Raw genomic sequence first — 24672 nt, forward strand, 5'->3', positions numbered from 1 at the left:
GCGGCTCGTCTTGTCAGGGGGTGGGCGTCAGTCGGCCTTCCCAGTATACCGGCCGATCCGGTCCCGATCGTAGTTGGCCCGATACGCCGTGCGCGTTGACTCGGAACAGCACGCTGGCCAGCGTGTTCTCGGCGTCGGGATCATCCGGGGCCTGGCGGTAGATGGGCAGGGTCGCGTGCTGGCGGTCACCGAGCAAGGCCCAGAGGTCGTCGGGGGCGACCGGGCCCCGGCGGGCGTCGCGCCACTCCTCGAGACGTCGCTGGCGCTCCGCCGAGGAGGCGGTGATGCGCTGCGGCAGGTCGCGAAAGCGGGCATGCACCAGGTGATTGGCGTGGACCTCGAGGGGCGCCGCGGGGAGCGCCGAGACTCCCTGCCAGGGCGCCTCGACGCTCAGCGGGCGGCGCGCGCGGGCGTCGGCCATCATGAAATGGAAGCCGCCGCAGCGCCGGGTGTCGCCCAATAGTCGAAGGGCTTGGTCGGCCGTCGCGCAGGCGAGCAGTGCCCGGGCGGTGACCATGCGCGGAATGCCCCTCCGGGTCTCGGTCAGCCGCAGGTTGTTGACGGTGTAGGCGAAGCCGGCGGCGTTGGCGCCCAGGGTGTGGCCGGCCAGCGAGCCCGGGTAGCAGAAGGCCAGGTAGGCGGGGGCATCGTCCGGGTGGGCCTCGAGGATGAAGCAGGCGTCGCGCAGCGCCGGGTTGCCGTCCTCGTTGTGGGCCAGCCAGGCCTCGTCCCCCGCGGCCACGGCCACCGAGGTGCAGCCCTCGGGACCGGTGGGGGAGAGGTCGCCCCGGCAGTTCCACAGCAGCACTCGCTCGAGGGGCTGGGCCAGGCCCTCGGCGAGCCCCCGCAGTTCCTCGAAGCAGGTCGGAAACTCCCGGCGCACGCGCTCGCCGACCTCGGCGAGCCAGCCGTCGGCGAGGGCCGGGGTGAGGCGCCGGTAGTCGTCGCTGGGCAGGATCCGCGTGGCGAAGGCCTCGCGGCCGTGTTCGCCCATGACGCGGCCGATGGCGTAGGGACTGCCGGCGATCTCGAGATGGTTCATGGCAAGGTGCCTGCTATTGGATGTGGGCCAGGAAGTCGGCGAAGCGCGCGGTGGGCGGTTCGCGCATCAGCTCGCGAGGGTCGCCATCCAGGGCGATGCGGCCGCCGTCCATGAACAGCAGCCGGGTGCCCACGTCGCGGGCGAAGGACATCTCGTGGGTGACCACGATCATGGTCATGCCGGCCTCGGCGACGTCGCGCATCACCTTGAGGACCTCGTGGCGCAGCTCGGGGTCCAGCGCCGAGGTCGGCTCGTCGAACAGCATCAGGTCCGGGTTCACGGCCAGGGCTCGGGCGATGGCCACGCGCTGGGCCTGGCCGCCGGAGAGCTCGTCCGGGTAGTGGTGGCCGCGATCGGAGAGTCCCACCTTGTCGAGCAGCTCGCGGGCGATGTCCTCGGCCTCCCGGCGCGGCTTGCCGCGGACCCGACGCAGGCCGTAGGCGACGTTCTCCAGGGCGGTCATGTGAGGGAAGAGGTTGAACTGCTGGAAGACCATGCCGGCTTCCTGGCGTACCCGGCGGATGTCGGTGCGCGGGTCGGCGACGTCTTTGCCGTCGACCCACAGTTCGCCTGCGGTGATGCGTTCCAGGGCGTTGATGCATCTCAGCATGGTCGATTTTCCCGAGCCCGAGGGGCCGACGATGAATACGATCTCGCCCTGGCCGATGCCGACGTCGAGGTCCTCCAGTACCACGTTGTCGCCGAAGGCCTTGGTGACCCGCTTGAATTCCACCATGTTCATAGGATCTTCATCCTCCGTTCCAGCAGCCTGAGGGCGAGAGTCAGGGTGAGGGTCATGGCCAGGTAGATCAGCGCCACCGTGGTCCAGATCTCCACGGCGCGGAAGCTGCTGGCCATCACCTCCTGGCCCTGGCGGGTCAGTTCGGCCACGCCGATGACGATGAACAGCGAGGTGTCCTTGAGGCTGATGATCACCTGGTTGCCCAGCGGCGGCACCAGCCGGCGAAAGGCCAGTGGGCCGATGATGTCGCGAAACAGCTGGACGCGAGTGATGCCCAGCGCCTTGCCCGCCTCGATATGGCCGCGACCGATCGACAGCAGGGCCCCGCGCACGATCTCGGCGATGTAGGCCCCGGCGTTGACCATGATGGCGACGATCGCCGAGGACAGGGCGTCGATGCGCATGTCCATCAGCACCGGCATGGCGAAGTAGATGAACATCACCTGGACGACGATCGGGGTGCCGCGGATCACCTCGATGTAGAGCATGGCGATGGCGTTGACCAGTCGGCTGCCGTAGGCCCGGGCGGCGCCGGCCAGGGCGCCGATCACCAGGCCGCCGAGCAGGCCGGAGAAGGTGATCAGCAGCGTCAGCCGTGCGCCCTTGGCCAGTTCCGGCAGCGCGGCGACCATGGCGGAAACGTCGAATTCCATGCGGAAGGCCTCCGTGTGGCAGTGGGCCGGGGCGGGGCCCCGGCATGGCGGGAAGCGAGACTCAGTTCTCGCCGAACCACTCGGCGTAGATCTCGTCGTAGGTGCCGTCTTCCATCAACTCGAGCAGGGCGGCGTTGACCGGGTCGCGCAGCTCGCTGCCCTGGGGGAAGCCGATGCCGTAGGACTGAGCATCCATCCGTTCGCCCACCGCCTTTACGTCGCCGTCGCCGGCGGTCTGGATGTAGTAGAGGACGTTCGGGGTGTCGTGGGCGGCCACATCGACGCGGCCGGTGCGCAGGGCGAGGTAGGCATCGCCGATGTTGGGGAACTTGATGACCTCGCCGGTTTCCAGGTCATCGATGTAGTCGGCGGCGGCGGTGCCCTGCTTCACGCCGATGCGCTTTTCCGTCAGGTCGTCGACGCCGTGCACCGTGGTGTCGTCCGCGGCGACCATCAGCGAGACGCCGCTGTCGTAGTAGGGATGCGAGTAGTCGATCACCCGCTCGCGCTCGGCGGTGATCGAGATGGCGGCCAGGGCCACGTCCACGTTGCCGGTCTGCAGAGCGGGGATGATGCCGCCGAAGTCCATGGGCTGGAGCTCGTACTGCTGGTTGAGGCGTTCGGCGATGGCCCGCCACAGGTCGATGTCGAAGCCGACATATTCGCCGTCTCGCTCGAACTCGAAGGGCACGAAGGCGGTGTCTACGGCCACCAGCAGCGGCTCGTCGGCGGCCTGGGCGTGGAAGGCGGCGGCCATGGCCAGGCCGGCGAGGGGGGCGGTAATGCGGGATGAGAGCTTCATGTGTCGTCTCCGTTGGCGTTGTTGGGGGTGGGAGAGCCGAGGCGTGTCATTTTTAAGAAATTATTTTTTCTAAAATCTAGCGAACGATGCCTTTACTGGCAAATTTATTTTCATTTGTTGTCGCATGCCCCCTCAACGACATCGCCCCGGCCGTGGGCCGGGGCGATGTCGCGAACGGAGTGGTGCGGAGGATCAAGCCGGATGGTGGCGCAGCACCTTGCTCTTGTCGGTGACGAAGGCGTCGTACTCGAAGTCGTCGACGCTGAGCATGTCCAGCACCTCGGCCTCGCGCTGGCGCATGAAAGTGGCGTCGTCCTCGCTGATCAGTCCGGCGGCGAGGGCGGCGTCGACCTGCTGCTCGGGATGCAGGGCCTCGGCCGGGATCTCGCCCTTGGCGTGGGCCTTGGTGACGGTGCGATAGAGCGCCTCGGCGCGTTCCTGGGTGGCCAGCAGGGCGTTGTAGCGGGCCAGCGGGTTGTCCTGGGGGCCGTCGTCGGCGTCCCAGGTGTTGGTCAACAGGCGGTGGCGCAGGGCGCTGTCGCGGGACACCGCCTGGGCGATGGTGCGGGTCAAGTCGTCGTGAGGGCGTGCCCAGCGCCGTCCTAGCGGCATCACCAGCACCCGCAGCATCCGGCCCAGGGCGCGGTTCGGCAGGTTGTCGAACAGCTCGATGAAGGCCTGCTCGGCACGGCCCAGCAGGAAGCGAGCGGCGTAATGCAGCAGGGCATCCTCGTGCTCGACCCGCTCGCCCTCGTGCCACTGCTTGAGCAGCATGCTGGCCAGGTAGAGGTTGGAGAGCACGTCGCCGAGGCGGGCGGAGAGCATCTCGCGCTGCTTGAGCTTGGAGCCCAGGCTGGCCATGGCGGCGTCGGCGGTCAGCGCGAAGCCGGCGGACAGTCGCGCGATGTCCCGGGCGTAGGGGGCGGCGACGTCGTCGAAGGGCACGCAGGGCCGGCCGAGGCCGAGCCCCTGGGTCAGTGCGCGGGCGGCGTTGCCGAAGATCAGCCCGGCGTGGCCGAAGAAGGCGCCATCGAAGGCGTCGAGGTCGTCGGCGTCCTTGGCGGCCAGCTCTTCCAGCACGTAGGGATGGCAGCGGATCGCCCCCTGGCCGAAGATCATCAGGTTGCGGGTCATGATGTTGGCGCCCTCGACGGTGATGGCCACCGGGTTGGCGCTGTAGCCGATGCCGAGGTAGTTACGCGGCCCCAGGGTCACCGCCTTGCCACCGTGGATGTCCATGGCGTCGGCCAGGATGTCCCGCTGGAACTCGGTGAGCTGGCTCTTGAGGATCGCCGAGGGCACCGCCGGCTTCTCGCCGCGATCGATGGTGTTGGCGGTCTGGTAGACCGCGGCCTGGGCGATGTAGGCGAGCGCCGTCATGCGCGCCAGCGGCTCCTGGACGCCCTCCATCTCGGCCACCGGGAGGTTGAACTGACGGCGGATGCGGGCGAAGCCGCCGGTCCAGCCCAGCGCGTAGCGGGCGGTGCCGGTGGCGCCGGAGGGCAGGGTGATGCAGCGGCCCACCGACAGGCATTCGACCAGCATCCGCCAGCCCTGGCCGATCATCTCCTCGCCGCCGATGATGGTGGACAGCGGCACGAAGACGCGGTCGCCCTTGATCGGGCCGTTGAGGAAGGGGCTGCCGATGGGGTGATGGCGGCGGCCGATCTCCAGGCCCTCGGTGTCGCGGGGCACCAGCGCCAGGGTGATGCCGCGGTCGGCTTCGTCGCCCAGCAGGTGATCGGGGTCGAACAGGCGGAAGGCCAGGCCGACCACGCTGGCGATCGGGGCCAGGGTGATCCAGCGCTTCTCGAAGGTCAGCTCGAGGCCCAGCACCTCCTCGCCGTCGATCTCGCGGCGCACCACCGTGCCGACGTCCGGCAGGGAGGTGGCATCACTGCCGGCGCGGGGACCGGTCAGGCCGAAGCAGGGGATCTCGCGGCCGTCGGCCAGCCTCGGCAGGTAGTGGTTCTTCTGTTCCTCGGTGCCGTACTTGAGCAGCAGCTCGCCGGGGCCGAGGGAGTTGGGCACGCCCACGGTGACCATCAGCGTCTCGCTGATCGACAGCTTCTGCAGCACCAGCGACTGGGCCTTGGCCGAGAAGCCCAGGCCGCCGTACTCACGCGGGATGATCATGCCGAAGAAGCGCTCGCGCTTGAGGTAGTCCCACAGCTCCTGGGGCAGGTCGGCGCGCTCCCGGGCGATGTCCCAGGCGTTGCACATGCCGGCGGCCACGCCGCACTGGTGGTCGAGGAAGGCGCGCTCGTCGTCGGTCAGGCCGTCGTCGCGATAGGCCAGCAGTGCCTGCCAGTCGGGGCGACCGGTGAACAGTTCACCGTCCCAGGCCACGCTGCCGGCCTCCAGGGCGGTGCGCTCGGTGGCCGAGACCTTGGGCGCGACGCGCTTGAACATGGCGAACAGCCGCGGCGAGAGCCAGCGGCGGCGCAGCAGGGGCAGGCCGCAGGCGGCGATGGCCGCGGTGGCGACCAGCAGCAGCACGCCGCTCACCACGGCGCCGGTGGCCAGGCCGGCGAGGCCGAGGACGCCGGTCACGCCCAGGGCGGGCAGGGCGCCGGCCTCGCGGTGCATCACGACGAGCAGGCCGGCGGCGGCCAGCAGCAGCAGGATCAGGGTCAGCATGGTGGATGGCTCCGTGAGATTTAAACACTTGTTTGAATGCCTTCAGCCTAGCGCATCCGAAGCCTGCCAGCCAATACCTTCTCGACCAACGCAAGACGCCCCGCACGGGGCGAGGCGTCTCGGTGCTGCCGGTGGCGCGATCAGGCCGTGCGGCGCTGCGGTTCCCGCTGGGCCGGGGCGCCGTGGGCGACGTAGTAGGGGGCGTCGCTCCTCGGCAGCGGTGCGCGGTCGCGGATCTTGTCGGCCATCTTCTCGGCCAGCATGATCGTCGGCGCGTTGAGGTTGCCGGTGGGGATCACCGGGAACAGCGAGGCATCGACCACCCGCAGGCCCTCCACGCCGTGGACACGACCGGCGCCGTCGACCACGGCGTCGTCACCCTCGCCCATGCGGCAGCTGCCGCAGGGGTGGTAGGCGGTCTCGGCGTGCTCGCGGACGAAGGCATCGAGCTCGGCGTCGCTCTGCACGTTCGGCCCCGGGGAGATCTCGCGGCCGCGGTAGGCGTCCATGGCCGGCTGCGCGATGATCTCGCGGGTCAGGCGGATGGCGTCGCGGAATTCCTGCCAGTCCTTCTCGGTGGACATGTAGTTGAACAGGATCGAGGGCGCGGCCTTGGGATCGAGCGAGGTCAGGCGCACCCGGCCTTCGCTCTCGGAACGCATGGAGCCGACGTGGGCCTGGAAGCCGTGGGCCTGTACCGCGCTCTTGCCGTTGTAGCTGATGGCGATGGGCAGGAAGTGGTACTGCAGGTTCGGCCACTCCTCGTCGTCGCGCGAGCGGATGAAGCCGGCGGCCTCGAACTGGTTGCTGGCGCCCACGCCGGTGCCGAACAGCATCCACTCGGCGCCGATCTTCGGCTGGTTGTACCACTTGAGCGCCGGATACAGCGAGATCGGCTGCTTGCACTCGTACTGGATGTACATCTCCAGGTGATCCTGGAGGTGGGCGCCGACGTTCTCGTTGACCTTGACCGGGGGGATGCCGAACTCCTCGAGCACGTCCTGAGGGCCGATGCCGGAGCGCTGCAGGATCTGCGGCGAGGCGATGGCGCCGGCGCACAGCAGCACCTCGCGACGCGCCTTGACCTCCTGGGACTGGCCGCCACGCGCGTAGCGCACGCCGGTGGCACGCTGGCCCTCGAAGGTGATGACGTCGGTGGTGGCGCGGGTCTCGATGGTCAGGTTCGCGCGCGGCTTGGCCTGGTCGAGGTAGCCGCGGGCGGTGGAGGCGCGGCGACCGTTCGGGGTGACGAAGCGGTCCATGGGGCCGAAGCCTTCCTGCTGGTAGCCGTTGACGTCCTCGGTGGCCGGGTAGCCGGCCTGCTGGCCCGCCTCGATGAAGGCGTGATACAGCGGATTGTTGCCGTCCTTCGGCGTGGTCACGCTGACCGGGCCCTCGCCGCCGTGATAGTCGTTCGCGCCGATGTCGCGGGTCTCGGCCTTCCTGAAGTAGGGCAGGCAGTCGGCGTAGGTCCAGTCCGCCAGGCCGTCGCGCTTGGCCCAGCCGTCGTAGTCCAGGGCGTTGCCGCGGATGTAGCACATGCCGTTGATCAGCGAGGAGCCGCCCAGGCCCTTGCCGCGACCGCACTCCATGCGCCGGCCGTCCATGTGCGGCTCCGGGTCGGTCTCGAAGGCCCAGTTGTAGCGCTTGCCTTGCAGCGGATAGGCCAGCGCCGCCGGCATCTGGGTGCGGAAGTCGAAGCGGTGATCCTTGCCGCCGGCCTCGAGCAGCAGCACGCTGACGTCCGGATCCTCGGTCAGGCGGGTGGCCAGGACGTTGCCGGCCGAGCCGGCGCCGATGATGACGTAATCGAACTCACGGGACTGCGACATGGAGCCTCCCTGAAACAGTCAAAAGGGTCTCGTGGCGAGCGGCTGGGGCGCCGCTCGCCGGTCGGGAACGCCGGTGGCCCCGCGTTCCGGTCATGGTCTTGAAAGGGTGTCGGAGGGGACGTCTCCGACGCCGGGCGTAAGGCGCGCCGGGGGCGGCTCGAAGAGGAGGTCCTACGCCAGGGATGGCGTCGGTAGCGCCCAGGGAAGGGTTCACAGCGCCTCCTCGCAGAGCCGTCCCCGGGGAAGCGCCTTACCTCCCCGGGTCCTACGCCGGCCTCAGAACACCGATTCGAAGGCGCCCATCTCGACCTGCACCGACTTGGTCTGGGTGTAGTGGGCCAGGGTCTCGACGCCGTTCTCGCGGCCGACGCCGGACTGCTTGTAGCCGCCCACCGGCATCTCGGCGGGGGACTCGCCCCAGGTGTTGACCCAGCAGATGCCGGCTTCCAGCCGATGGATGACGCGGTGGGCGCGGTTCAGCCCCTCGGTGAACACGCCCGCGGCCAGGCCGTAGGCGGTGTCGTTGGCGCGACGGATCACCTCTTCCTCGTCGTCGAAGGCGAGGACCGACATCACCGGGCCGAAGATCTCCTCGCGCACGATGCGCATCTCGTCGCTGCAGTCGGTGAACACCGTGGGCGCGGCCCAGGCCCCGTTGGCCCACTCGCCCTGGTCCCAGGCCTCGCCGCCGGCCAGCACCCGGGCGCCTTCCTGCTTGCCGATGGCGATGTAGGACAGCACCTTCTCCTGGTGCTCGAAGCTCACCAGCGGGCCGAAGTTGACGGCCGGGTCCTGCGGGTCGCCGGCCTTGATGCGTGCCACGCGCTCGGCGATCTTGGCCTCGAAGGCCTTCTTGACGGCGCTGGCCACGAACACCCGGGTGCCGTTGGTGCAGATCTGCCCGCTGGAATAGAAGTTGGCCATCATGGCGGCGTCGGCGGCGCGGTCCAGGTCGGCGTCGTCGAACACGATCAGCGGCGACTTGCCGCCCAGCTCCATGGTCACGTCCTTGAGGCTGGACGCCGCGGAGGCAGACATCACCTTCTTGCCGGTGCCCACCTCGCCGGTGAAGGACACCTTGTCGATGTCGCCGTGGCCGGTGATCAGCTGGCCGACCCGGGCGTCGCCGTGGACCACGTTGAACACGCCGTCGGGCAGGCCGGCCTCGGTGAGGCACTCGGCCAGTGCCATGGCGGTCAGCGGCGTGACCTCGCTGGGCTTGAACACCACGGCGTTGCCGGCGGCCAGCGCCGGCGCGGACTTCCAGCAGGCGATCTGGATCGGGTAGTTCCAGGCGCCGATGCTGCCGATCACGCCCAGCGGCTCGCGGCGGGTATAGACGAAGGAGGTGTCGCGCAGCGGGATCTGGCTGCCCTCGATGGCCGGGGCCAGGCCGGCGTAATACTCGAGCACGTCGGCGCCGGTGACGATGTCGACCTCGCGGGTCTCGCTGATCGGCTTGCCGGTGTTGCGGCTCTCCAGTTCGGCAATTTCGTCGTTGCGCTCGCGAAGCAGCGCCACGGCGCGCTGCAGCACCCGGGCGCGCTCCATGCCGGTCATTGCTGCCCACACGCGCTGGCCGCGACGGGCGGCGGCGACGGCGGCGTCAACGTCCGCCTCGCTGGCCTGCTGGACCTCGGCGAGGGTGCTGCCGTCATAGGGATTGACGACCGGGAAGGTCTCACCGGAGGTGGCGTCCACCCGGCGGCCGTCGATATAGAGGGATTCGGTTGCGTGGGTCATGGGGACCTCCAGTCAGGACTCGAGTGAGAGAGGCTCGGGATGTCGGGTGTCGAGGCCGTGGGCCTTGAGCAACTGCTCGAGGTAGTCACGGGCCAAACGGCGTGCGCGGTCGCTGTCCAGTCCCTCGGGGGTCAGGGCGCCACGCAGCCACAGGCCGTCGATCATGGCGGCCAGGGCGCGCGCGGCATCGCGCGCCTGGGGCTTGGGCAGCAGCCGGCGGAACTGGTGACAGAGATTGGCGTAGAGGCGGCGGTCGTTGACGTTCTGCAGCCGCGCCAGGACGGGGCGGTGCATGCTGCTGGCCCAGAAGGCCAGCCAGGTCTTGGCCACCGGCCCGGTGACCTGGGAACGATCGAAGTTGCCGTCGATGATCGCCGCCAGGTGGGCGACCGGGTCGTCGGCGGCGAGCGCCCGACGCCGCGCCGACACCGCTTCGCCCAGGTCGTTGAGGATCTGGCGCATCGTCGCCTCCAGCAGGCCATCCTTGCCGCCGAAGTAGTGGCTGATGATGCCGGCGGAGACGCCGGCATGACGCGCGATGCGCACCACCGTGGCGTCGGCCAGGCCGACCTCGTCGATGGCCGCCATGGTGGCCTTGATCAGCTGCTGGCGACGAATGGGTTCCATTCCAACCTTGGGCACCTTGCTGACTCCTCTCCCGGGGTTCGTCTTGCAACCATGCCCTGGAGCATGGTTAAGATAGCCACAGCTTGCCATTTTTTTATTGAACGTTCAATCAATAAAAACGCCGGCAAGCCGGATTTCCTACCAGACTATACTCATTGTCCAACCCAAGGGAGACACGCGATGAACAAGATGACCATGGGCCTGGCGACCACCGCACTGGCGTTTTCCGCTTCACCGCTGATGGCCGCCGAGGAGGGCTGCCAGCCGGTTCGCTTCGCCGAGGTAGGCTGGACGGACATCACCGCGACCACCGCCCTGACCACCGAGGTGCTCGAATCGCTCGGCTACGAGACCCGGGTCGACACCGTCTCCGTGCCCATCGCCTACTCGGGCATGAAGAACGGCGACTTCGACGTCTTCCTCGGCAACTGGATGCCGTCCATGGCCTCGATCAGCGATCCCTACGTGGAGCGCGGCCAGGTGGATCGCCTGGGCGCCAACCTGGAGGGCGCCAAGTACACCCTGGCGGTGCCCCAGTACGTCCATGACGCGGGCGTCACCTCGGTGGCCGACCTGGACGAGCACGCCGAGCAGTTCGATGCCACCCTGCACGGCATCGAGGCCGGCAACGACGGCAACCAGCTCATCCAGGACATGATCGACGACGACGCCTTCGGCCTGGGCGACTGGCAACTGGTCGACTCCAGCGAGGCCGGCATGCTCGCCGAGCTGAGCGCCCGCGAGTCGGACGAGACCTGGATGGTGTTCCTCGGCTGGGAGCCGCACCCGATGAACACCAACTTCGACATCGCTTATCTGGAAGGCGCCGACGACTACTTCGGCCCCAACCTTGGCGGCGCCACCGTCTATACCAACACCCGTGCCGGCTATGCCGAATCCTGCCCCAACGTCGGCACGCTGCTGAACAATCTCTCCTTCACCCTGGAGATGGAGAACCAGTTGATGGGCGAGATCATGGACGAAGGCACCGACCCGCGCGAGGCCGCGCGTGGCTATCTGCAGGACAACCCCGAGGTGCTCGAGGGCTGGCTCGACGGCGTGACCACCGCCGAGGGCGAGCCGGGCCTGCCGGCGGTCGAGCAAGCGTTGTCCCTCTGATCCCGGGGTAGGGCACGGTGGGCTTGCCTTGGGGCGGGCCGCCGTGCATAATCCACACCCGTTGTCGGGGCTTGGCCCCGCAGCGTGGAAAATGGCTACGTAGCTCAGTTGGTTAGAGCACATCACTCATAATGATGGGGTCCCCTGTTCGAGTCAGGGCGTAGCCACCAGGACATCGCGAGACGCCCGCCAGGCCCAGCGCCCGGCGGGCGTCTTGCGTTTCAGGGCCGGGGCTCGCCCCGGGAACCGGGCCTTGACGTTTACAAGCGGATCCGTATACTACGCCCCGTGCTCGAGGCCATTCCCCGATAGCTCAGTTGGTAGAGCAAATGACTGTTAATCATTGGGTCGCAGGTTCGAGTCCTGCTCGGGGAGCCAGCTTCGTCCCAGAGCAACGAGCACCACGGTAGTACAAGCTGAAGGTCATTCCCCGATAGCTCAGTTGGTAGAGCAAATGACTGTTAATCATTGGGTCGCAGGTTCGAGTCCTGCTCGGGGAGCCAGCTTGCCCTTCCAGCCCGCCAGGGCTCATGAAACAGCCCGCCAGGGCGCACCGATTCTTCCCCGATAGCTCAGTTGGTAGAGCAAATGACTGTTAATCATTGGGTCGCAGGTTCGAGTCCTGCTCGGGGAGCCAATGCCATGCCTTGCCTTTCGCCCTGATTTTCCGCATCTCTGCGCGATTTTCCGCATCGCTGATCGACGCCGGCTCGTGCCCGTGCGCGCCGATGTTTCCCGTCGCTGACGGTAGCGGCCGTCGCTTGTCTGCGTGCCATGCGCGTGACCCGTGCGGGGCGCGTCGTCGGCCCCTGAGCGTCGCGTGAACGACGACGCCGGGCGCAGGGCCCGGCGTCGGTCATGGCGTGGCGAGGAAAACGGCGATCAGTCGTCGTGGTCGGCGATGCGCAGGCCGTGATCCAGTCGCGCGTAGTCGAGCAGGATCTCGGCGCTCTCCACCACCTGGGCGCGGTCGATGGGCTGCGCCTCTTCGGTGTCCTCGTCTCGGGCATCGACCCACTCCTCCAGGGGGGCGAGGCCCAGTGCCACGCGGCGCTGGTTCTCCAGGGCGAGCTGCTCGGCTTCCTGGGCCTCGGCCTCGCGCTGGCGCTGCTCGCGGTTGAGGCTGACGCTGGTGTGCTGCTCGCGCAGCCGGTCGGCGAGCTGGGCCTGGCGTTCCAGGTAGTGGAAGTTGGGGTGGTCGTCGGCGCGCTGTCGATGACGCTGGCGCAGGGTGTCGAGATAGCGCTCCGGCTCGCCGTAGCGGCGATACTGCACCTTGCGTACTCGGTCCCAGGCCAGGGCGTTATCGAGGCTGCTCTCGCCGATGGTGTCCGGGTCCACCAGGCTCGGGAAGCGGATGTCGGGGGTGACGCCGCGATGCTGGGTGCTCTCTCCGGAGATGCGGTAGAACTTGGCGCGGGTGAGCTTGATCTGGCCGTGGCTGAGCTCGTCGAGGGTCTGCACCGTGCCCTTGCCGAAGGTGTCGCTGCCCACCACCAGGCCGCGCCCGTAGTCCTGGATGGCGCCGGCGAAGATCTCCGAGGCCGAGGCCGAGAGGCGGTTGACCAGCACCGCCAGCGGGCCGTCGTAGAGGGTGCCGCTCTCGGTGTCGCCGTACAGGCTGATGCGGCCGCGGGCATCGCGGACCTGGACGGTGGGGCCGCGATCGATGAACAGGCCGATCATCGAGTTGGCCTCCTGCAGGGCGCCGCCGCCGTTGTCGCGCAGGTCGAGCACGATGCCTTCCACGTCCTCGGTCTTGAGGCGCTCGATCTCCCTGGCCACGTCGCGGGTGGTGCTGCGGTAGTCCGACTCGCCGGCCTGCCAGGCATCGAAGTCCACGTAGAAGGTGGGCACCTCGATGACGCCCAGGCGATGCAGTCCGTCGTCGCGTTCGACCTCGATGACCTCGCCATGGGCGGCCTGGTCCTCGAGCTTGACGGTGTCGCGGGTGATCTCCACGACCTTGGAGCGAGTGGTGTCGACGGCCTGGGCGGGCACCACGTCGAGGCGTACCACCGAGCCCTTGGGGCCGCGGATCATGTCGACCACGTCGTCCAGCCGCATGCCCACCACGTTGACCATCTCCTCGCCTTCCTGGCCGACGCCGACGATGCGGTCGGCGGGCTTGAGCACGCCGGCCTTCTCGGCGGGGCCGCCGGGCACCAGGCTGGCCACCTTGACGTGCTCGCCATCGGCCTGCAGCAGGGCGCCGATGCCTTCCAGCGAGAGCTTCATCTGGATGTCGAAGGACTCGCTCTGGCGGGGCGACAGGTATTCGCTGTGGGGGTCGATGCTGCCGGTCACCGCGGCCATGAACAGGCCGAAGACGTCCTCGGCGTTGGTCTGTTCCAGGCGCGTCAGCTGGTTCTCGTAGCGCTGGCGCAGGGTGTCCTCGATCTCCTCCGGCTCCTGGTCGCTGATCGACAGCGTCAGGGCGGCATTCTCCAGGCGCTTGCGCCACAGCTCGTCGAGGGCCGACTCGCGATGCGGCCAGGGCGCATCCTCGCGGTCCAGGGCCATGCGCTGGTCGCCGTCGAAGCGGTAGTCGAGCCCGTCGAGCCGCTCGAGGAGCCACTCCAGGCGCGCCTCGGCGCGCTCGTGATAGCGCTCGTAGAGGGCATAGGGGCGGGCGAGATCGCCGTCCAGCAGGGCGTCGTCCAGGCGGGTCGACAGGTCCTCGAAGGCGTCGACGTCGCGCTTCAGCAGGTAGGCCCGCTGACCGTCGAGCAGGTCCAGGTAGCGCCCGAAGGCCTGCCGCGACCAGTCATCGTCGAAGCTGACGTCCGCGTAGTGGCCGTAGCGCAGCGATTCGGCCACTTCCGCGGCGGCCTGGCGCTGGGCGTCGGTGGCGGTGAACGCCGCCTGGGCCGGGCCGGCACCCAGCAGCAGGGCCAGGGCCGCGGCACGACCCAGGGTCACAAACAGGCTCATCGATGAAGCACTCCCGGATTCATGTACACTCTAGCGTCCAGACCGTGAATCGGCTCACGAGTTGCACGGACAGAGCCGCCATTGTAGCAGCTCGGTCGAGTTCCCATGACCCCAAGATACGACACCGAGAGGAGTTCCATGTCCCAGGATGCCCCGCTCGAGCGGCTGCTCGACTTCCTGCGCCGCTCGCCCACCCCCTGGCACGCCACGGCCAACATGGCCGAGCGCCTCGAAGCCGCCGGCTTTCGGCGCCTCGACGAGACCCAGGCCTGGCGGCTGGCGCCGGGCGAGCGGGTCTTCGTGACGCGCAACGATTCCTCGATCATCGCCCTGCAGCTGCCGGGCGAGCCGCTCTCGGCGCTGCGCATGATCGGCGCCCACACCGACAGCCCCGGTCTGCGCCTCAAGCCCCATGCGCCGCAGACCGCCGCCGGCTGGCTGCAGCTCGGCGTCGAGGTCTATGGCGGCGCGCTGCTGGCGCCCTGGTACGACCGTGACCTGGGGCTCGCCGGCCGGGTCCATGTACGCCACCCCGACGGTCGGCTGGAGGGCGTGCTGCTCAACGTCGACCGCGCCGTGGCGATCATCCCGAGCCTGGCGATCCATCTCGATCGCGAGGCCAACAGCGGTCGGGCGATCAACGCCCAGACCCAGATGGCGCCGGTCTTCCTGCAGGGCGGCGAGTCGGCCGACCTGGACCGGCTGCTGCGCGGCTGGCTCGAGGCCGAGCACGGCCTCGGCGACGTCGAGATCGTCGACTTCGAGCTGGGCTTCCACGACATGCAGCCGCCGGGCCGGGTCGGCGTGGAGGGCGAGCTGATCGCCTCGGCGCGGCTCGACAACCTGCTATCGTGCTTTATCGGCCTCGAGGCGCTGCTGGCGAGCGACGGCACTCAGGGGGCGGTGCTGGTGGCCAACGACCACGAGGAAGTGGGCAGTGCCAGCGCCTGCGGCGCCCAGGGGCCCTTCCTGGGCGACGTGCTCAGGCGGGTCAACGCCCAGCTGGGCGACGGCAGCGAGGAGGGGTATATCCGCCTGATCCAGGCCTCGAGGATGATCTCCTGCGACAACGCCCATGCCCTGCATCCGAACTTCCGCGACAAGCATGACGACGCCCACGGCCCGGCGCTCAACGAGGGGCCGGTGATCAAGGTCAACGCCAACCAGCGTTACGCCACCAACAGCGCTACCGCGGCCCTGTTCAGGACGCTGTGTCGGGAGGCCGAGGTGCCGGTGCAGACCTTCGTGACCCGCGCCGACATGGGCTGCGGCAGCACCATCGGGCCGATCACCGCCACCGAACTCGGCGTGCCGACCCTGGACGTTGGGGTGCCCCAATGGGCCATGCACTCGATCCGCGAGACCGCGGGCGCCCGGGACGTGGCGCACCTGACCCGGGTGCTGACCGCCTTCGTCGATCGCCGCGAGTTGCCCTGATGTTGTGAGGTGTGGGGTGAAAGGAGTGAGGGGCAGGCGTTGAGACAAGCGGGGTGGCTTGCGAGGCGGCAATAAGGTGTCATCATGCCGCCTCACGCCTCACGCCTCACGCCTCACGCCTCACGCCTCACCTTTCGGCCAAAACGCAAAAACCCGCCTGGCGAACCAGGCGGGTTTTCGGTATCTGGTGGCTACGCCCTGATTCGAACAGGGGACCCCATCATTATGAGTGATGTGCTCTAACCAGCTGAGCTACGTAGCCGACAACGGGGGCGAATATTACCGATGGTACCCCGTGCCGTCAAGCCTCGGCGGCCTAGGTAAACACTGGTTTATTACTGCGCTCGATATCCTGGCCATCGGCGGTACTCGCACGCGAGCCCGGTCAAAATCCTCATTTACTAACGTGTAAACTGCGGTTTTTGCGTTCCGGCGACGGCTAGCCTCTCTTCGCTCGTGACATAAATCAGCGTTTCCCCTAGACATTGAAGCGGAAGTGCACCACGTCGCCGTCCTTGAGCACGTAGTCCTTGCCTTCCAGGCGCCACTTGCCGGCGTCCTTGGCGCCCTGTTCGCCGTTCAGCGAGACGAAGTCGTCATAGGCGACCACCTCGGCGCGGATGAAGCCCTTCTGGAAGTCGGTGTGGATCACGCCGGCGCCCTCCGGAGCGGTGGCGCCGATCTTGACGGTCCAGGCGCGGACTTCCTTCACGCCGGCGGTGAAGTAGGTCTGCAGCCCCAGCAGCGAATAGCCGGCGCGGATCACGCGGTCCAGGCCCGGCTCTTCCATGCCCATCTCGTCGAGGAACATGGCGCGCTCATCGTCGTCGAGCTCGGCGATCTCGGCCTCGATCTGGTTGCATACCGGCACCACCACGGCGCCTTCCTCGGCGGCGATGGCCTTGACCGTCTCGAGGTAGGGGTTGTCGCCGAAGCCGTCCTCGTTGACGTTCGCGATGTACATGGTCGGCTTGAGAGTCAGGAAACCGAAGCTCTTGAGCTGCTGCTTCTCGTCGTCGTCCAGGCCGAAGCTTCGCAGCGGCTGGCCCTCGGCAAGGTGCGGCTGGATGCGGTCGAGGATCGCCTTGGTGGCGATGGCCTCCTTGTCGCCGCCCTTGACCACGCGCACCAGGCGCTGGATGGCGCGATCGACGGTGTCCAGGTCGGCCAGCGCCAGCTCGAGATTGATGGTCTCGATGTCGGCCCGCGGATCGACCTCGTTGGCCACGTGGATGACGTTGTCGTTATCGAAGCAGCGCACCACGTGGGCGATGGCCTGGGTCTCGCGGATGTTGGCCAGGAACTGGTTGCCCAGGCCTTCGCCCTTGGAAGCCCCCGCCACCAGGCCGGCGATGTCGACGAACTCCATGGTGGTGGGGATGACCTTCTCGGGCTTCACGATCTCGGCCAGCCGGTCGAGACGCGGGTCCGGCATCGGCACGATGCCGACGTTGGGCTCGATGGTGCAGAACGGGAAGTTCTCGGCGTCGATGCCCGACTTGGTCAGGGCATTGAAGAGGGTGGACTTGCCGACGTTGGGCAGGCCGACGATACCGCAGTTGAAACCCATAAGATGTACCTGAAATTGGTGTGCCGGAAGGCGAGGGCAGAGCCGTTCGCCATTCTAAGAGATGCCATCGGGGCGAGCCAGAAGAGGGAAGAAGGAAGAGGTAAGGCAGCTGCCTTACCTCGTGCTCCAAGGCGCGACAGCGTCCTCTTCCTTCTTCTCTCTTTTCTCTTACGCCTTGAAGCTGTGCAGCCGCTGCATGGCCTTCGACCAGTCCCCGGCGGCGGCCTGGGGGAGGGTGGCGAGGCACTCGTCGATGGCCGCATCGATGGCGGTGCGGTCGGCCTTGCCCGGGCGCCCCAGCACGTAATTGGTGACCTGGCGGGCATCGCCGGGGTGGCCGATGCCGATGCGCAGGCGATGGAAGCCCTTGTCGTTGCCCAGCGCCTGGATGATATCCCGCAGGCCGTTGTGGCCGCCGTGGCCGCCGCCGGTCTTGTAGCGGGCGGTCCCGGGGTCCAGATCCAGCTCGTCGTGGGCCACCAGCAGCTCGTCCGGCGCCAGCTTGTAGAACTTCGCCAGGGCCGCCACGGCACCGCCGCTGCGATTCATGAAGGTGGTGGGCTCGAGCAGATGCAGGTCCCGCCCCTCCAGCTGGATACGGGCGTAGCCGCCCAGGAACTTCTTGTCCGGGCGCAGTTCGCCGCCGGCCTGGCGGAGCAGGGCCTCGATCAGCCAGGCGCCGGCGTTGTGGCGGGTGGCCTCGTAGTCGGCGCCGGGGTTGGCCAGCCCGATGATGGCTTTGACCTGATGCATCTTCGCTGCCTCCAACACGTCTTGCGGGACCCCGTGTGGCGTCGCGCCAGTGGCGGTCCCCCAAAAAAAATCAAGCGCCGGAGCGCTTGATCGGGAAGAGGGGCCGCGCCGCGAGGCGCGGCCCTGACAACACCGAGTTACTCGGCGCTGCCCTCGTCCTCGGCGCCGCCCTCGGCGGACTCGCCTTCTTCGCCTTCCTCGGCATCGCCACCGCGGACCTTGGCCTGGGTGATGCTCAGCACCGCCTGGTCATGGTCCTCGCCGTGGCTCAGCTCGACCAGGGTCACGCCGGCCGGCACGCTGAGGTCGGACAGGTGCAGGGTGGACCCCAGGGCGACGTTGGCGACGTCGACTTCCAGGTAGTCCGGCAGGTCCTTCGGCAGGCAGCTGACCTCGACCTCGTTGGCCAGGACGTGCAGCTCGCCGTCCTCGTCCTTGATGCTCGGCGCGGTCTCGGCGTTCACCACGTGCAGCGGCACGCGCATGGTGATCTCGTGAGTGGCGTCGATGCGCATGAAGTCGGCGTGGGTCACCAGCGGCTTGTAGGGGTGACGCTGGAGGTCACGCACCACGACCTGCTGGGCCTTGCCTTCCACTTCCAGGGTGATCACGGAGGAGAAGAAGGCCTCTTCCTCGATCGCCTTGTAGAAAGCGGTCTTGTCGACGGCGATCGTCTCCGGGGCCTTCTCGCCACCGTAGATGATGGCCGGGACTTGCTGGTTCGCACGACGCAGGCGGCGGCTCGCACCTTTCCCCAGGTCGCTGCGAACGCTGGCTGTGAGTGTGTAATCGGACATGAGTTTGCCTCTTGCTTGAAGTAAGGAAGCCACCGGCGCCCGCGACCAGGCGGCGGTGGTTCCATTCGCTCCGGCGGGCCGGAGCACGTATCCGTGCGATGCGCTGACGACGCTGTCGTCAGTGGAACATCGCGCTGACGGATTCCTCGTTGCTGACCCGGCGGATCGCCTCGGCGATCAGCCCGGCCACGCTGAGCTGGCGGATGCGCCCGCTGCGGCGTGCGGTCTCGGACAGCGGGATGGTGTCGGTGACCACCACCTCGTCGAGCACCGAGCCGGTGATGTTGTCGACCGCGGGGCCGGACAGGATCGGGTGGGTGGCATAGGCCACCACGCGGCGGGCGCCATGATCCTTGAGGGCCTCGCCGGCCTTGCACAGGGTGCCGGCGGTGTCGATCATGTCGTCCACCACCACGCAGGTGCGGTCCTGGATCTCGCCGATGATATGCATCACCTGGGCCTGGTTGGCCTGGGGGCGACGCTTGTCGATGATCGCCAGGTCGGCGTTGAGCTGCTTGGCGATGGCCCGGGCGCGGACCACGCCGCCCACGTCGGGGGAGACCACCACCAGGTCGTCGTAGTTCTGGCGCTCGATGTCGTCGAGCAGGATCGGCGAGCCATAGACGTTGTCCACCGGCACGTCGAAGAAGCCCTGGATCTGGTCGGCGTGCAGATCCATGGTCATCACCCGGTCGACGCCGGCCTTGACCATCATGTCGGCGACGATCTTGGCCGAGATCGGCACCCGGGCGGAGCGCACGCGACGGTCCTGACGGGCATAGCCGAAGTAGGGCACCACGGCGGTGACCCGGCTGGCGGAAGCCCGGCGCAGGGCGTCCACCATCAGGATCATTTCCATCAGGTTGTCGTTGGTCGGGGCGCAGGTGGGCTGCAGGACGAAGACGTCCTTGCCGCGCACGTTCTCGTTGATCTCGACCGCGACTTCGCCGTCACTGAACTGGCCGACCGTGGCGTTACCCAGTCGGTTGTCCAGGCTCTCGGCGACCTTCTGGGCGAGTTCGGGATTGGCGTTCCCGGCGAAAACCATCAATTTTGACACGCGCAGCCACCTTTGCAGTGTTGGGACATCAGGGTTCGGATCGGATCGTCCGGGAGGGAAATGGCTGGGGTAGCAGGATTCGAACCTGCGCATGGCGATACCAAAAACCGCTGCCTTACCGCTTGGCTATACCCCAGCAACCTTTACCGTGCCGGATCGAACCTTGGGGCCGCCGTGCTCGGGCGGTCATCGATCCAGAGCATCATGGAGAGGAGAGCGATTCCGCCCCCGGGCCTTGAAGGCCTGCCAGCGTGTCGGCATCTCGGCCAGCAGCACGTCGGCGTCGGCTTCCCGGTCCAGTCGGGCGAAGACACAGGCGCCGGTGCCGGTCAGCATGGCCGGTGCCCGGTCGCTCAGCCAGTCGAGCGCACTCGCGACCTCGGGATGCAGCGCCCGGACCGTGAGCTCGCAGTCGTTGCGCCAGCTCGCCGTTCCCCCCTGAAGTGCGCGCGCCATGGTAATCGGGGGGCTGTGGCGTGTCAATTCCGGGGCCTGGAACACCGTCGGGGTGGCGACGTTTACCCCGGGATGGACGACCACGAACCAGGGGGTGTCGAGCGCCACCGGCGTCAGCCGCTCGCCCACGCCCTCGGCCCAGGCGGCGTGGCCGCGCACGAATACCGGCACGTCGGCCCCCAGGGCGAGGCCCAGCTCGGCCAGGGCATCGAGAGACAGCCCGAGCCCCCACAGCCGGTTCAGGCCCAGCAGCGCGGTGGCGGCGTCGCTGCTGCCGCCGCCCAGGCCGCCGCCCAGCGGCAGGCGCTTGTCGAGGTGCACCTCGGCGCCGTGGCGGCAGCCGGTGGCCTCGCGCAGCCGGCGGGCGGCGCGCAGGATCAGGTTATCCGCCTCGGCCACCCCGGACAGCGTCGGGGTCAGGCGCAGTGCGCCGTCGTCGCGGGCAGCGATCGTCAGGGTGTCGCCGTGATCGAGAAACTGGAACAGCGTCTGCAGCTCGTGATAGCCGTCGGCGCGCCGGCCGGTGATGTGCAGCATGCGGTTGAGCTTGGCCGGCGCGGGCAGGCGGAGCCGCGCACGCTCAGACATCGGTGGTCTCCGGCTGCCAGCGGGTCACCACCAGGGTGACGCGCAGCTCGCCGTAGGTCATGGACAGCCGGCGCGGCAGCCACAGGCCGTCGCTGCGGGTCCAGTCGCGGTAGTCGATGGTCCAGCCATCCTGTTCCAGGCGGTCCGGGAAGCCGCGGGCATCGCGGGTCAGGCGATGCGGACGGTCCTCGGCGGGCAGGCCGCGGACCCAGTCGCTGAGCGCGCCCACCGGCAGCGACCAGCCGAGTTCCTGCTCCATCAGCGCCTCGGGGCTGTCGGCCTCGAAGCGCCCCTCGCCGGTGGTCAACGAGACGCGGCCCTCGCGCCCTTCCAGCACGCTGCGGCCGCTGCCGAAGGGGCCGCTGAGCAGCAGCCGGAAGTGGTAGGGCGTCTGGCGCCAGTCGAGGTTGGCACTGGTGCTGTCCTCGGGGGTGCGCAGGCCGGCCTTGCCGGTCAGCTCCCAGGTCTGCATGGCTTCCAGGCGGACCTTCTGGGCCTGCCAGTCGTCGCCGTCGCGAGCGGCGTCCGGCGCGGGCGAGCGGGCGGCACAGCCGCCGAGCAGGAGCAGGGCCAGGGCCAGGCCGGGCAGCAGGGAAAGCGTCGGGCGTCGCATGGTCGGGGTCCCTCTCCGTTGCGGGGCGTCAGGGGGCGAGCGCGGGCAGGCGCTCGAGCAGTTCGTCGATTCGCGGGCGCGTGGCGAAACGGTCCAGGGCGGTGGCCGTCAGGTCGCGGGCTCGCTCGCGCTGGCCCAGCGCCCACAGCACCTCGATCAGGTGGGCGGCGACCTCCTGGTCGGGCATGGCCGCCCAGGCGCGCTCCAGCCAGGGCAGCGCCGCACCGGGGTGGCCGAGGCGGTACTCGACCCAGCCCCGGCTATCGAGGATGGCCGGGTTGTCCGGCTCGATGTCGAGGGCCCGTTCGATCAGCGCCCGGGCCTCCTCGAGGCGACCGTCGACATTCTCGTCGGCGAGTGTGTAACCCAGGGCGTTCAGGGCGTTGGCGTTGTCGGGATCGCGCTCGATGATGGCGCGCAGGTCGGCCTCCATGGCGGCCAGGTCGCCGTCCTGGTAGGCCCGCATGGCACGCTGGTAGCGCAGCCGGGCGTCGTCGGGATCCTGGGCGAGGCGGCTGTCCAGCAGGGCGTCGCCCTGGGCGCGGGCACCGGCGCCGTCGAGCAGCTCCACTTCCAGGGCGATCAACTGCGAGGCGAGGTCGGGGTGGCTCAGGCGCTCGTTGCGCAGGAAGGCGCGGGCGTCGACCAGCCGGTCGTCGCCGATCAGCAGGCGGGCGGCGCTCAGCCGGGCGAGCAGGAAGTTGTCGCCCGGCGGGACCTGGCGGTAATAGAGCAGCGCGTTGTCCACTTCGCCTTGCTGTTCGGCGATGCCGCCCAGCAGCAGGTACACCACGTCCGGGGTCTCGTCCTCCTCGACCAGCGGCAGCAGCAGGCGCCTCGCCGCCGGGGGGTGGCCCTCCTCGAGATACAGGCGCGCCAGGGCCAGGCGCAGCTGCGGCCGGTCGCCGTGGTCGTCGAGCAGGGCGTCGGTGCTCGCCTCGGCCTCGGCCAGCCGGCCCAGGCGAATCTCGGCGCGGGCCAGCAGCAGCATCAGGCGTGGATCTCCGGGGGCCAGCGCCAGTCCACGATCGGCCGCGCGGCGGGCGCGTTCGGGGCGCTCCCGTTCCAGCGCCACCTCGCCGCGCAGGCGCCATATCTCGGGCCGCGCGGGATGGCGCTCGGCGAGACGCGCCAGGCGATCCTCGGCCGCGGCCGGCACGCCCGTGGCCGCCTCCAGTCGCGCCAGGGCCAGTTCGACCTCCGCCGAGCCGTCCGTGGCCTCGCGCAGGCGGGCCAGCAGCGGGGCCGGGTCGGCGCCAGCATCCAGGGCGCCCTCGACGAAGTCCAGCAGCTCGACGTCGCTGCCTTCCTGTATCAGCGACAGGCGCTGCTCCAGGGCGGTCGTCCAGTCGCCCCGCTGCACGGCCAGGCTGGCCCGCAGGCGGGCCGGCGCCTGGCTGCTGGGGGCCAGAGCCTGCCAGCGTCGGGCGGCCTCCTCGAGCAGCGCCGGGTCTTCGTCGAAGCGGGCGGCCAGGGCGGCGCGTTCCGCCAGCTCCGGGGCGGCGTAGCGCTCGGCGACGGTCAGGTAACCCCGGGCGGCGCGCCGGTAATCGCCGCGCTGGCCGGCGATCTCCGCCGTCAGCAGGGTTGACAGCCCCTCGGCATCCAGGCCGCGGGTGATGGGTGGGGCCCCGGCCATGGGGTCCTCGGCCGACGCCGGCGGCGAGACGGCGGACAGGCTCTGGCAGCCGCCGAGCGCAAGGGCCAGGCCGAAGGCGGCGAGGGGGCGTCGACGGTGAGGCGTCATGGGGGATCCGCGGGGCATGCCTGTCTCGTGAAGTCGGTCGAGACGCCAGCATAACGGCTTGACCGCGCGGGGCAAAGACGCGTGGCGGCCGGGCGATGGTCGTTGACGATGCCGGCGATAGTCCCGGCGGGCGCCGCGCGGCCGTGGCCTGTGGTAGAATGTGGCGCCGTGGAGCGGTAGCGATGCCTGGTCGCAGGCCGCCCGACGACGCCGGATCACTATCGCGAAGACGCCGACACGCATGACGCTTCTTGCCCTGGGAATCAATCATCGGACCGCCACCGTCGAGGTACGCGAGCAGGTCGCCTTCACGCCCGCGCAGCTCGAGGCCGCGCTGTCCGAGCTGCGCGAGCTGCCCGAGGTGCAGGAGGCCGCCGTGCTGTCCACCTGCAACCGCACCGAACTGTACTGCGTGACCGGCGAGGCCGGCGAGCGGACGGTCCTGGCCTGGCTGGGGCGTTTCCATGGCCTGGCGGTGGACGAGCTGACCCGCTGCGCCTATCACTACCTGGACGACGAGGCCGCGCGCCACCTGATGCGGGTGGCGGTCGGGCTCGACTCGATGGTGCTCGGCGAGCCGCAGATTCTCGGCCAGCTCAAGGAGGCCTACCAGGTCGCCCGCCGCGCCCGGGGCATGGGGGGCGAGCTGGAGTGCCTCTTCCAGCAGACCTTCGCCGTGGCCAAGCGGGTGCGGACCGAGACCGGCATCGGCAAGAACCCGGTGTCGGTGGCCTATGCCGCGGTCAGCCTGGCCAGCCGCATCTTCGACGATTTCTCGCGCTCGCCGGCGCTGTTGATCGGCGCCGGCGAGACCATCGAGCTGGTGGCGCGCCATCTCCACGAGGCGGGCGTGCGCCACCTGACGGTGGCCAACCGCACCCGCGAGCGGGCCGAGCAGCTGGCCGGGCCGCTCGGCGGCGAGGCCATCACCCTCGACGAGATTCCCGAGGCGCTGGTCCGGGCCGATATCGTGATCTCCTCCACCGCCGCGCCGCTGCCGATTCTCGGCAAGGGCATGATGGAGCGCGCCCTCAAGCGGCGTCGGCACCGCCCGGTGTTCATGGTCGACATCGCCGTGCCCCGCGACATCGAGCCCGAGGTCGGCGAGCTCTCCGATGTCTTCCTCTATACCGTGGACGACCTCGAGGAGGTCATCGAGGAGAACCGCCGCCATCGCCAGGTGGCCGCCGACGAGGCCGAGTCGCTGATCGAGCATGGCGTGGACCGCTGGCAGCACGAGCGACGCCTGCGCAGCGGCGGCGAGCTGATCCGCGACGTGCGCGCCCGGGGCGAAGCCCTGCGCGACGAGGCCCGCGATCAGGCCCTGGAGCGCCTGGCCCGGGGCGAGGACCCCGAGGCGGTGGTGACCCGCCTGGCCCATCAGCTCACCAACCGGCTGCTGCACCGGCCCACGGTGGCCCTGCGCGAGGCCGCCAGCGGCGAGCGACGCGAGTTGCTGACGGCCGCCACGGCGCTGCTGCTCGACGAATCTTCCGACACTTCCCGATAGGACATCC

General features: G+C 69.0%; 19 protein-coding genes and 6 tRNA genes. 7 read left to right on the forward strand and 18 right to left on the reverse strand.

All coding sequences use genetic code 11. The features are described 5' to 3' along the window. Positions 1-13: 13 nt before the first annotated feature. The 8 genes from ACXAFN_RS13340 to betI all read right to left on the reverse strand — a co-directional run bounded on the left by ACXAFN_RS13340 (position 14) and on the right by betI (position 10096). Positions 14-1042 carry a C45 family autoproteolytic acyltransferase/hydolase gene (locus ACXAFN_RS13340; protein ID WP_474989293.1) on the reverse strand — a complete coding sequence of 343 codons (1029 nt, stop codon included), beginning with the start codon at positions 1040-1042 and terminating at the stop codon, positions 14-16. A 13-nt stretch (positions 1043-1055) separates the two neighbouring features. Beyond that, the gene (gene glnQ, locus ACXAFN_RS13345; protein WP_474989294.1) at positions 1056-1784 is read right to left on the reverse strand and encodes a glutamine ABC transporter ATP-binding protein GlnQ; all 729 of its coding nucleotides are present in this window, start codon (positions 1782-1784) and stop codon (positions 1056-1058) included. Then, on the reverse strand, positions 1781-2437 hold the full coding sequence (glnP, locus tag ACXAFN_RS13350) for a glutamine ABC transporter permease GlnP (RefSeq protein WP_474989295.1): 657 nt from the start codon (positions 2435-2437) through the stop codon (positions 1781-1783). The genes glnQ and glnP overlap by 4 nt, the downstream gene beginning before the upstream one ends. Before the next feature lie 61 nt (positions 2438-2498). Beyond that, positions 2499-3239 carry a glutamine ABC transporter substrate-binding protein GlnH gene (gene glnH / locus ACXAFN_RS13355; protein WP_474989296.1) on the reverse strand — a complete coding sequence of 247 codons (741 nt, stop codon included), beginning with the start codon at positions 3237-3239 and terminating at the stop codon, positions 2499-2501. A gap of 192 nt (positions 3240-3431) precedes the next feature. Beyond that, positions 3432-5879 carry an acyl-CoA dehydrogenase gene (locus tag ACXAFN_RS13360; protein WP_474989297.1) on the reverse strand — a complete coding sequence of 816 codons (2448 nt, stop codon included), beginning with the start codon at positions 5877-5879 and terminating at the stop codon, positions 3432-3434. Between the two features lie 140 nt (positions 5880-6019). Next, the gene (gene betA / locus ACXAFN_RS13365) at positions 6020-7711 is read right to left on the reverse strand and encodes a choline dehydrogenase (RefSeq protein ID WP_474989298.1); all 1692 of its coding nucleotides are present in this window, start codon (positions 7709-7711) and stop codon (positions 6020-6022) included. A gap of 276 nt (positions 7712-7987) precedes the next feature. Continuing rightward, positions 7988-9454: a betaine-aldehyde dehydrogenase gene (betB, locus tag ACXAFN_RS13370; protein ID WP_474989299.1), complete on the reverse strand. Its 1467-nt coding sequence runs from the start codon at positions 9452-9454 to the stop codon at positions 7988-7990. 12 nt (positions 9455-9466) lie between these two features. Then, entirely contained in the window at positions 9467-10096 is a 630-nt protein-coding gene (gene betI, locus ACXAFN_RS13375) for a transcriptional regulator BetI (RefSeq protein ID WP_474989300.1), read from the reverse strand. Between the two features lie 165 nt (positions 10097-10261). On the opposite strand from betI, the gene ACXAFN_RS13380 reads away from it, so the two are divergent. The 5 genes from ACXAFN_RS13380 to ACXAFN_RS13400 all read left to right on the forward strand — a co-directional run bounded on the left by ACXAFN_RS13380 (position 10262) and on the right by ACXAFN_RS13400 (position 11837). Next, the gene (locus ACXAFN_RS13380) at positions 10262-11200 is read left to right on the forward strand and encodes a choline ABC transporter substrate-binding protein (RefSeq protein ID WP_474989301.1); all 939 of its coding nucleotides are present in this window, start codon (positions 10262-10264) and stop codon (positions 11198-11200) included. Between the two features lie 93 nt (positions 11201-11293). Then, positions 11294-11370 (forward strand) — tRNA-Met (locus ACXAFN_RS13385). A gap of 132 nt (positions 11371-11502) precedes the next feature. Continuing rightward, positions 11503-11578, forward strand: a tRNA-Asn gene (locus tag ACXAFN_RS13390). Between the two features lie 49 nt (positions 11579-11627). Continuing rightward, positions 11628-11703, forward strand: a tRNA-Asn gene (locus ACXAFN_RS13395). A 58-nt stretch (positions 11704-11761) separates the two neighbouring features. Then, positions 11762-11837 (forward strand) — tRNA-Asn (locus tag ACXAFN_RS13400). A gap of 245 nt (positions 11838-12082) precedes the next feature. Here the strand turns inward: ACXAFN_RS13400 and ACXAFN_RS13405 are convergent. Beyond that, a complete protein-coding gene (locus tag ACXAFN_RS13405; RefSeq protein ID WP_474989302.1) occupies positions 12083-14134 on the reverse strand; it encodes a carboxy terminal-processing peptidase in 2052 nt (683 codons plus the stop codon). A gap of 138 nt (positions 14135-14272) precedes the next feature. Here ACXAFN_RS13405 and ACXAFN_RS13410 point away from each other — a divergent pair, with 138 nt between their 5' ends. Next, the gene (locus ACXAFN_RS13410; protein WP_474989303.1) at positions 14273-15571 is read left to right on the forward strand and encodes a M18 family aminopeptidase; all 1299 of its coding nucleotides are present in this window, start codon (positions 14273-14275) and stop codon (positions 15569-15571) included. A gap of 185 nt (positions 15572-15756) precedes the next feature. Here the strand turns inward: ACXAFN_RS13410 and ACXAFN_RS13415 are convergent. From ACXAFN_RS13415 to ACXAFN_RS13455, 9 genes are all read right to left on the reverse strand, one after another. Further along, positions 15757-15833: transfer RNA gene (locus ACXAFN_RS13415), tRNA-Met, on the reverse strand. A gap of 216 nt (positions 15834-16049) precedes the next feature. Next, positions 16050-17141 (reverse strand): redox-regulated ATPase YchF, encoded by a 1092-nt coding sequence (gene ychF, locus ACXAFN_RS13420; protein WP_474989304.1) that lies wholly within the window; start codon positions 17139-17141, stop codon positions 16050-16052. A gap of 168 nt (positions 17142-17309) precedes the next feature. After that, the gene (gene pth, locus ACXAFN_RS13425) at positions 17310-17894 is read right to left on the reverse strand and encodes an aminoacyl-tRNA hydrolase (RefSeq protein WP_474989305.1); all 585 of its coding nucleotides are present in this window, start codon (positions 17892-17894) and stop codon (positions 17310-17312) included. 137 nt (positions 17895-18031) lie between these two features. Beyond that, entirely contained in the window at positions 18032-18691 is a 660-nt protein-coding gene (locus ACXAFN_RS13430; protein WP_474989306.1) for a 50S ribosomal protein L25/general stress protein Ctc, read from the reverse strand. Between the two features lie 118 nt (positions 18692-18809). After that, a complete protein-coding gene (locus ACXAFN_RS13435; RefSeq protein ID WP_474989307.1) occupies positions 18810-19751 on the reverse strand; it encodes a ribose-phosphate pyrophosphokinase in 942 nt (313 codons plus the stop codon). Between the two features lie 61 nt (positions 19752-19812). Then, positions 19813-19887: transfer RNA gene (locus tag ACXAFN_RS13440), tRNA-Gln, on the reverse strand. A gap of 50 nt (positions 19888-19937) precedes the next feature. Then, positions 19938-20795 carry a 4-(cytidine 5'-diphospho)-2-C-methyl-D-erythritol kinase gene (gene ispE / locus ACXAFN_RS13445; protein ID WP_474989308.1) on the reverse strand — a complete coding sequence of 286 codons (858 nt, stop codon included), beginning with the start codon at positions 20793-20795 and terminating at the stop codon, positions 19938-19940. Continuing rightward, the gene (lolB, locus tag ACXAFN_RS13450) at positions 20788-21408 is read right to left on the reverse strand and encodes a lipoprotein insertase outer membrane protein LolB (RefSeq protein WP_474989309.1); all 621 of its coding nucleotides are present in this window, start codon (positions 21406-21408) and stop codon (positions 20788-20790) included. The genes ispE and lolB overlap by 8 nt, the downstream gene beginning before the upstream one ends. 28 nt (positions 21409-21436) lie before the next feature. Then, a complete protein-coding gene (locus tag ACXAFN_RS13455; RefSeq protein WP_474989310.1) occupies positions 21437-23173 on the reverse strand; it encodes a tetratricopeptide repeat protein in 1737 nt (578 codons plus the stop codon). Between the two features lie 223 nt (positions 23174-23396). Here ACXAFN_RS13455 and hemA point away from each other — a divergent pair, with 223 nt between their 5' ends. Next, on the forward strand, positions 23397-24665 hold the full coding sequence (gene hemA, locus ACXAFN_RS13460) for a glutamyl-tRNA reductase (protein WP_474989311.1): 1269 nt from the start codon (positions 23397-23399) through the stop codon (positions 24663-24665). The last annotated feature ends 7 nt before the right edge of the window (positions 24666-24672 follow it).

It is taken from the genome of Halomonas sp. ABH4_019, assembly GCF_056159885.1.

Bases quoted from the DNA above. Each gene is read 5' to 3' on its own strand.
- pth (WP_474989305.1), bottom strand. From the start codon at position 17,894: ATGCATCAGGTCAAAGCCATCATCGGGCTGGCCAACCCCGGCGCCGAC.
- ACXAFN_RS13410 (WP_474989303.1), top strand. From the start codon at position 14,273: ATGTCCCAGGATGCCCCGCTCGAGCGGCTGCTCGACTTCCTGCGCCGC.
- ACXAFN_RS13455 (WP_474989310.1), bottom strand. From the start codon at position 23,173: ATGCCCCGCGGATCCCCCATGACGCCTCACCGTCGACGCCCCCTCGCC.
- hemA (WP_474989311.1), top strand. From the start codon at position 23,397: ATGACGCTTCTTGCCCTGGGAATCAATCATCGGACCGCCACCGTCGAG.
- ACXAFN_RS13430 (WP_474989306.1), bottom strand. From the start codon at position 18,691: ATGTCCGATTACACACTCACAGCCAGCGTTCGCAGCGACCTGGGGAAA.
- ACXAFN_RS13360 (WP_474989297.1), bottom strand. From the start codon at position 5,879: ATGCTGACCCTGATCCTGCTGCTGCTGGCCGCCGCCGGCCTGCTCGTC.
- ispE (WP_474989308.1), bottom strand. From the start codon at position 20,795: ATGTCTGAGCGTGCGCGGCTCCGCCTGCCCGCGCCGGCCAAGCTCAAC.
- ychF (WP_474989304.1), bottom strand. From the start codon at position 17,141: ATGGGTTTCAACTGCGGTATCGTCGGCCTGCCCAACGTCGGCAAGTCC.
- ACXAFN_RS13380 (WP_474989301.1), top strand. From the start codon at position 10,262: ATGAACAAGATGACCATGGGCCTGGCGACCACCGCACTGGCGTTTTCC.
- betA (WP_474989298.1), bottom strand. From the start codon at position 7,711: ATGTCGCAGTCCCGTGAGTTCGATTACGTCATCATCGGCGCCGGCTCG.
- glnH (WP_474989296.1), bottom strand. From the start codon at position 3,239: ATGAAGCTCTCATCCCGCATTACCGCCCCCCTCGCCGGCCTGGCCATG.
- glnQ (WP_474989294.1), bottom strand. From the start codon at position 1,784: ATGAACATGGTGGAATTCAAGCGGGTCACCAAGGCCTTCGGCGACAAC.
- ACXAFN_RS13405 (WP_474989302.1), bottom strand. From the start codon at position 14,134: ATGAGCCTGTTTGTGACCCTGGGTCGTGCCGCGGCCCTGGCCCTGCTG.
- betB (WP_474989299.1), bottom strand. From the start codon at position 9,454: ATGACCCACGCAACCGAATCCCTCTATATCGACGGCCGCCGGGTGGAC.
- ACXAFN_RS13340 (WP_474989293.1), bottom strand. From the start codon at position 1,042: ATGAACCATCTCGAGATCGCCGGCAGTCCCTACGCCATCGGCCGCGTC.
- lolB (WP_474989309.1), bottom strand. From the start codon at position 21,408: ATGCGACGCCCGACGCTTTCCCTGCTGCCCGGCCTGGCCCTGGCCCTG.
- glnP (WP_474989295.1), bottom strand. From the start codon at position 2,437: ATGGAATTCGACGTTTCCGCCATGGTCGCCGCGCTGCCGGAACTGGCC.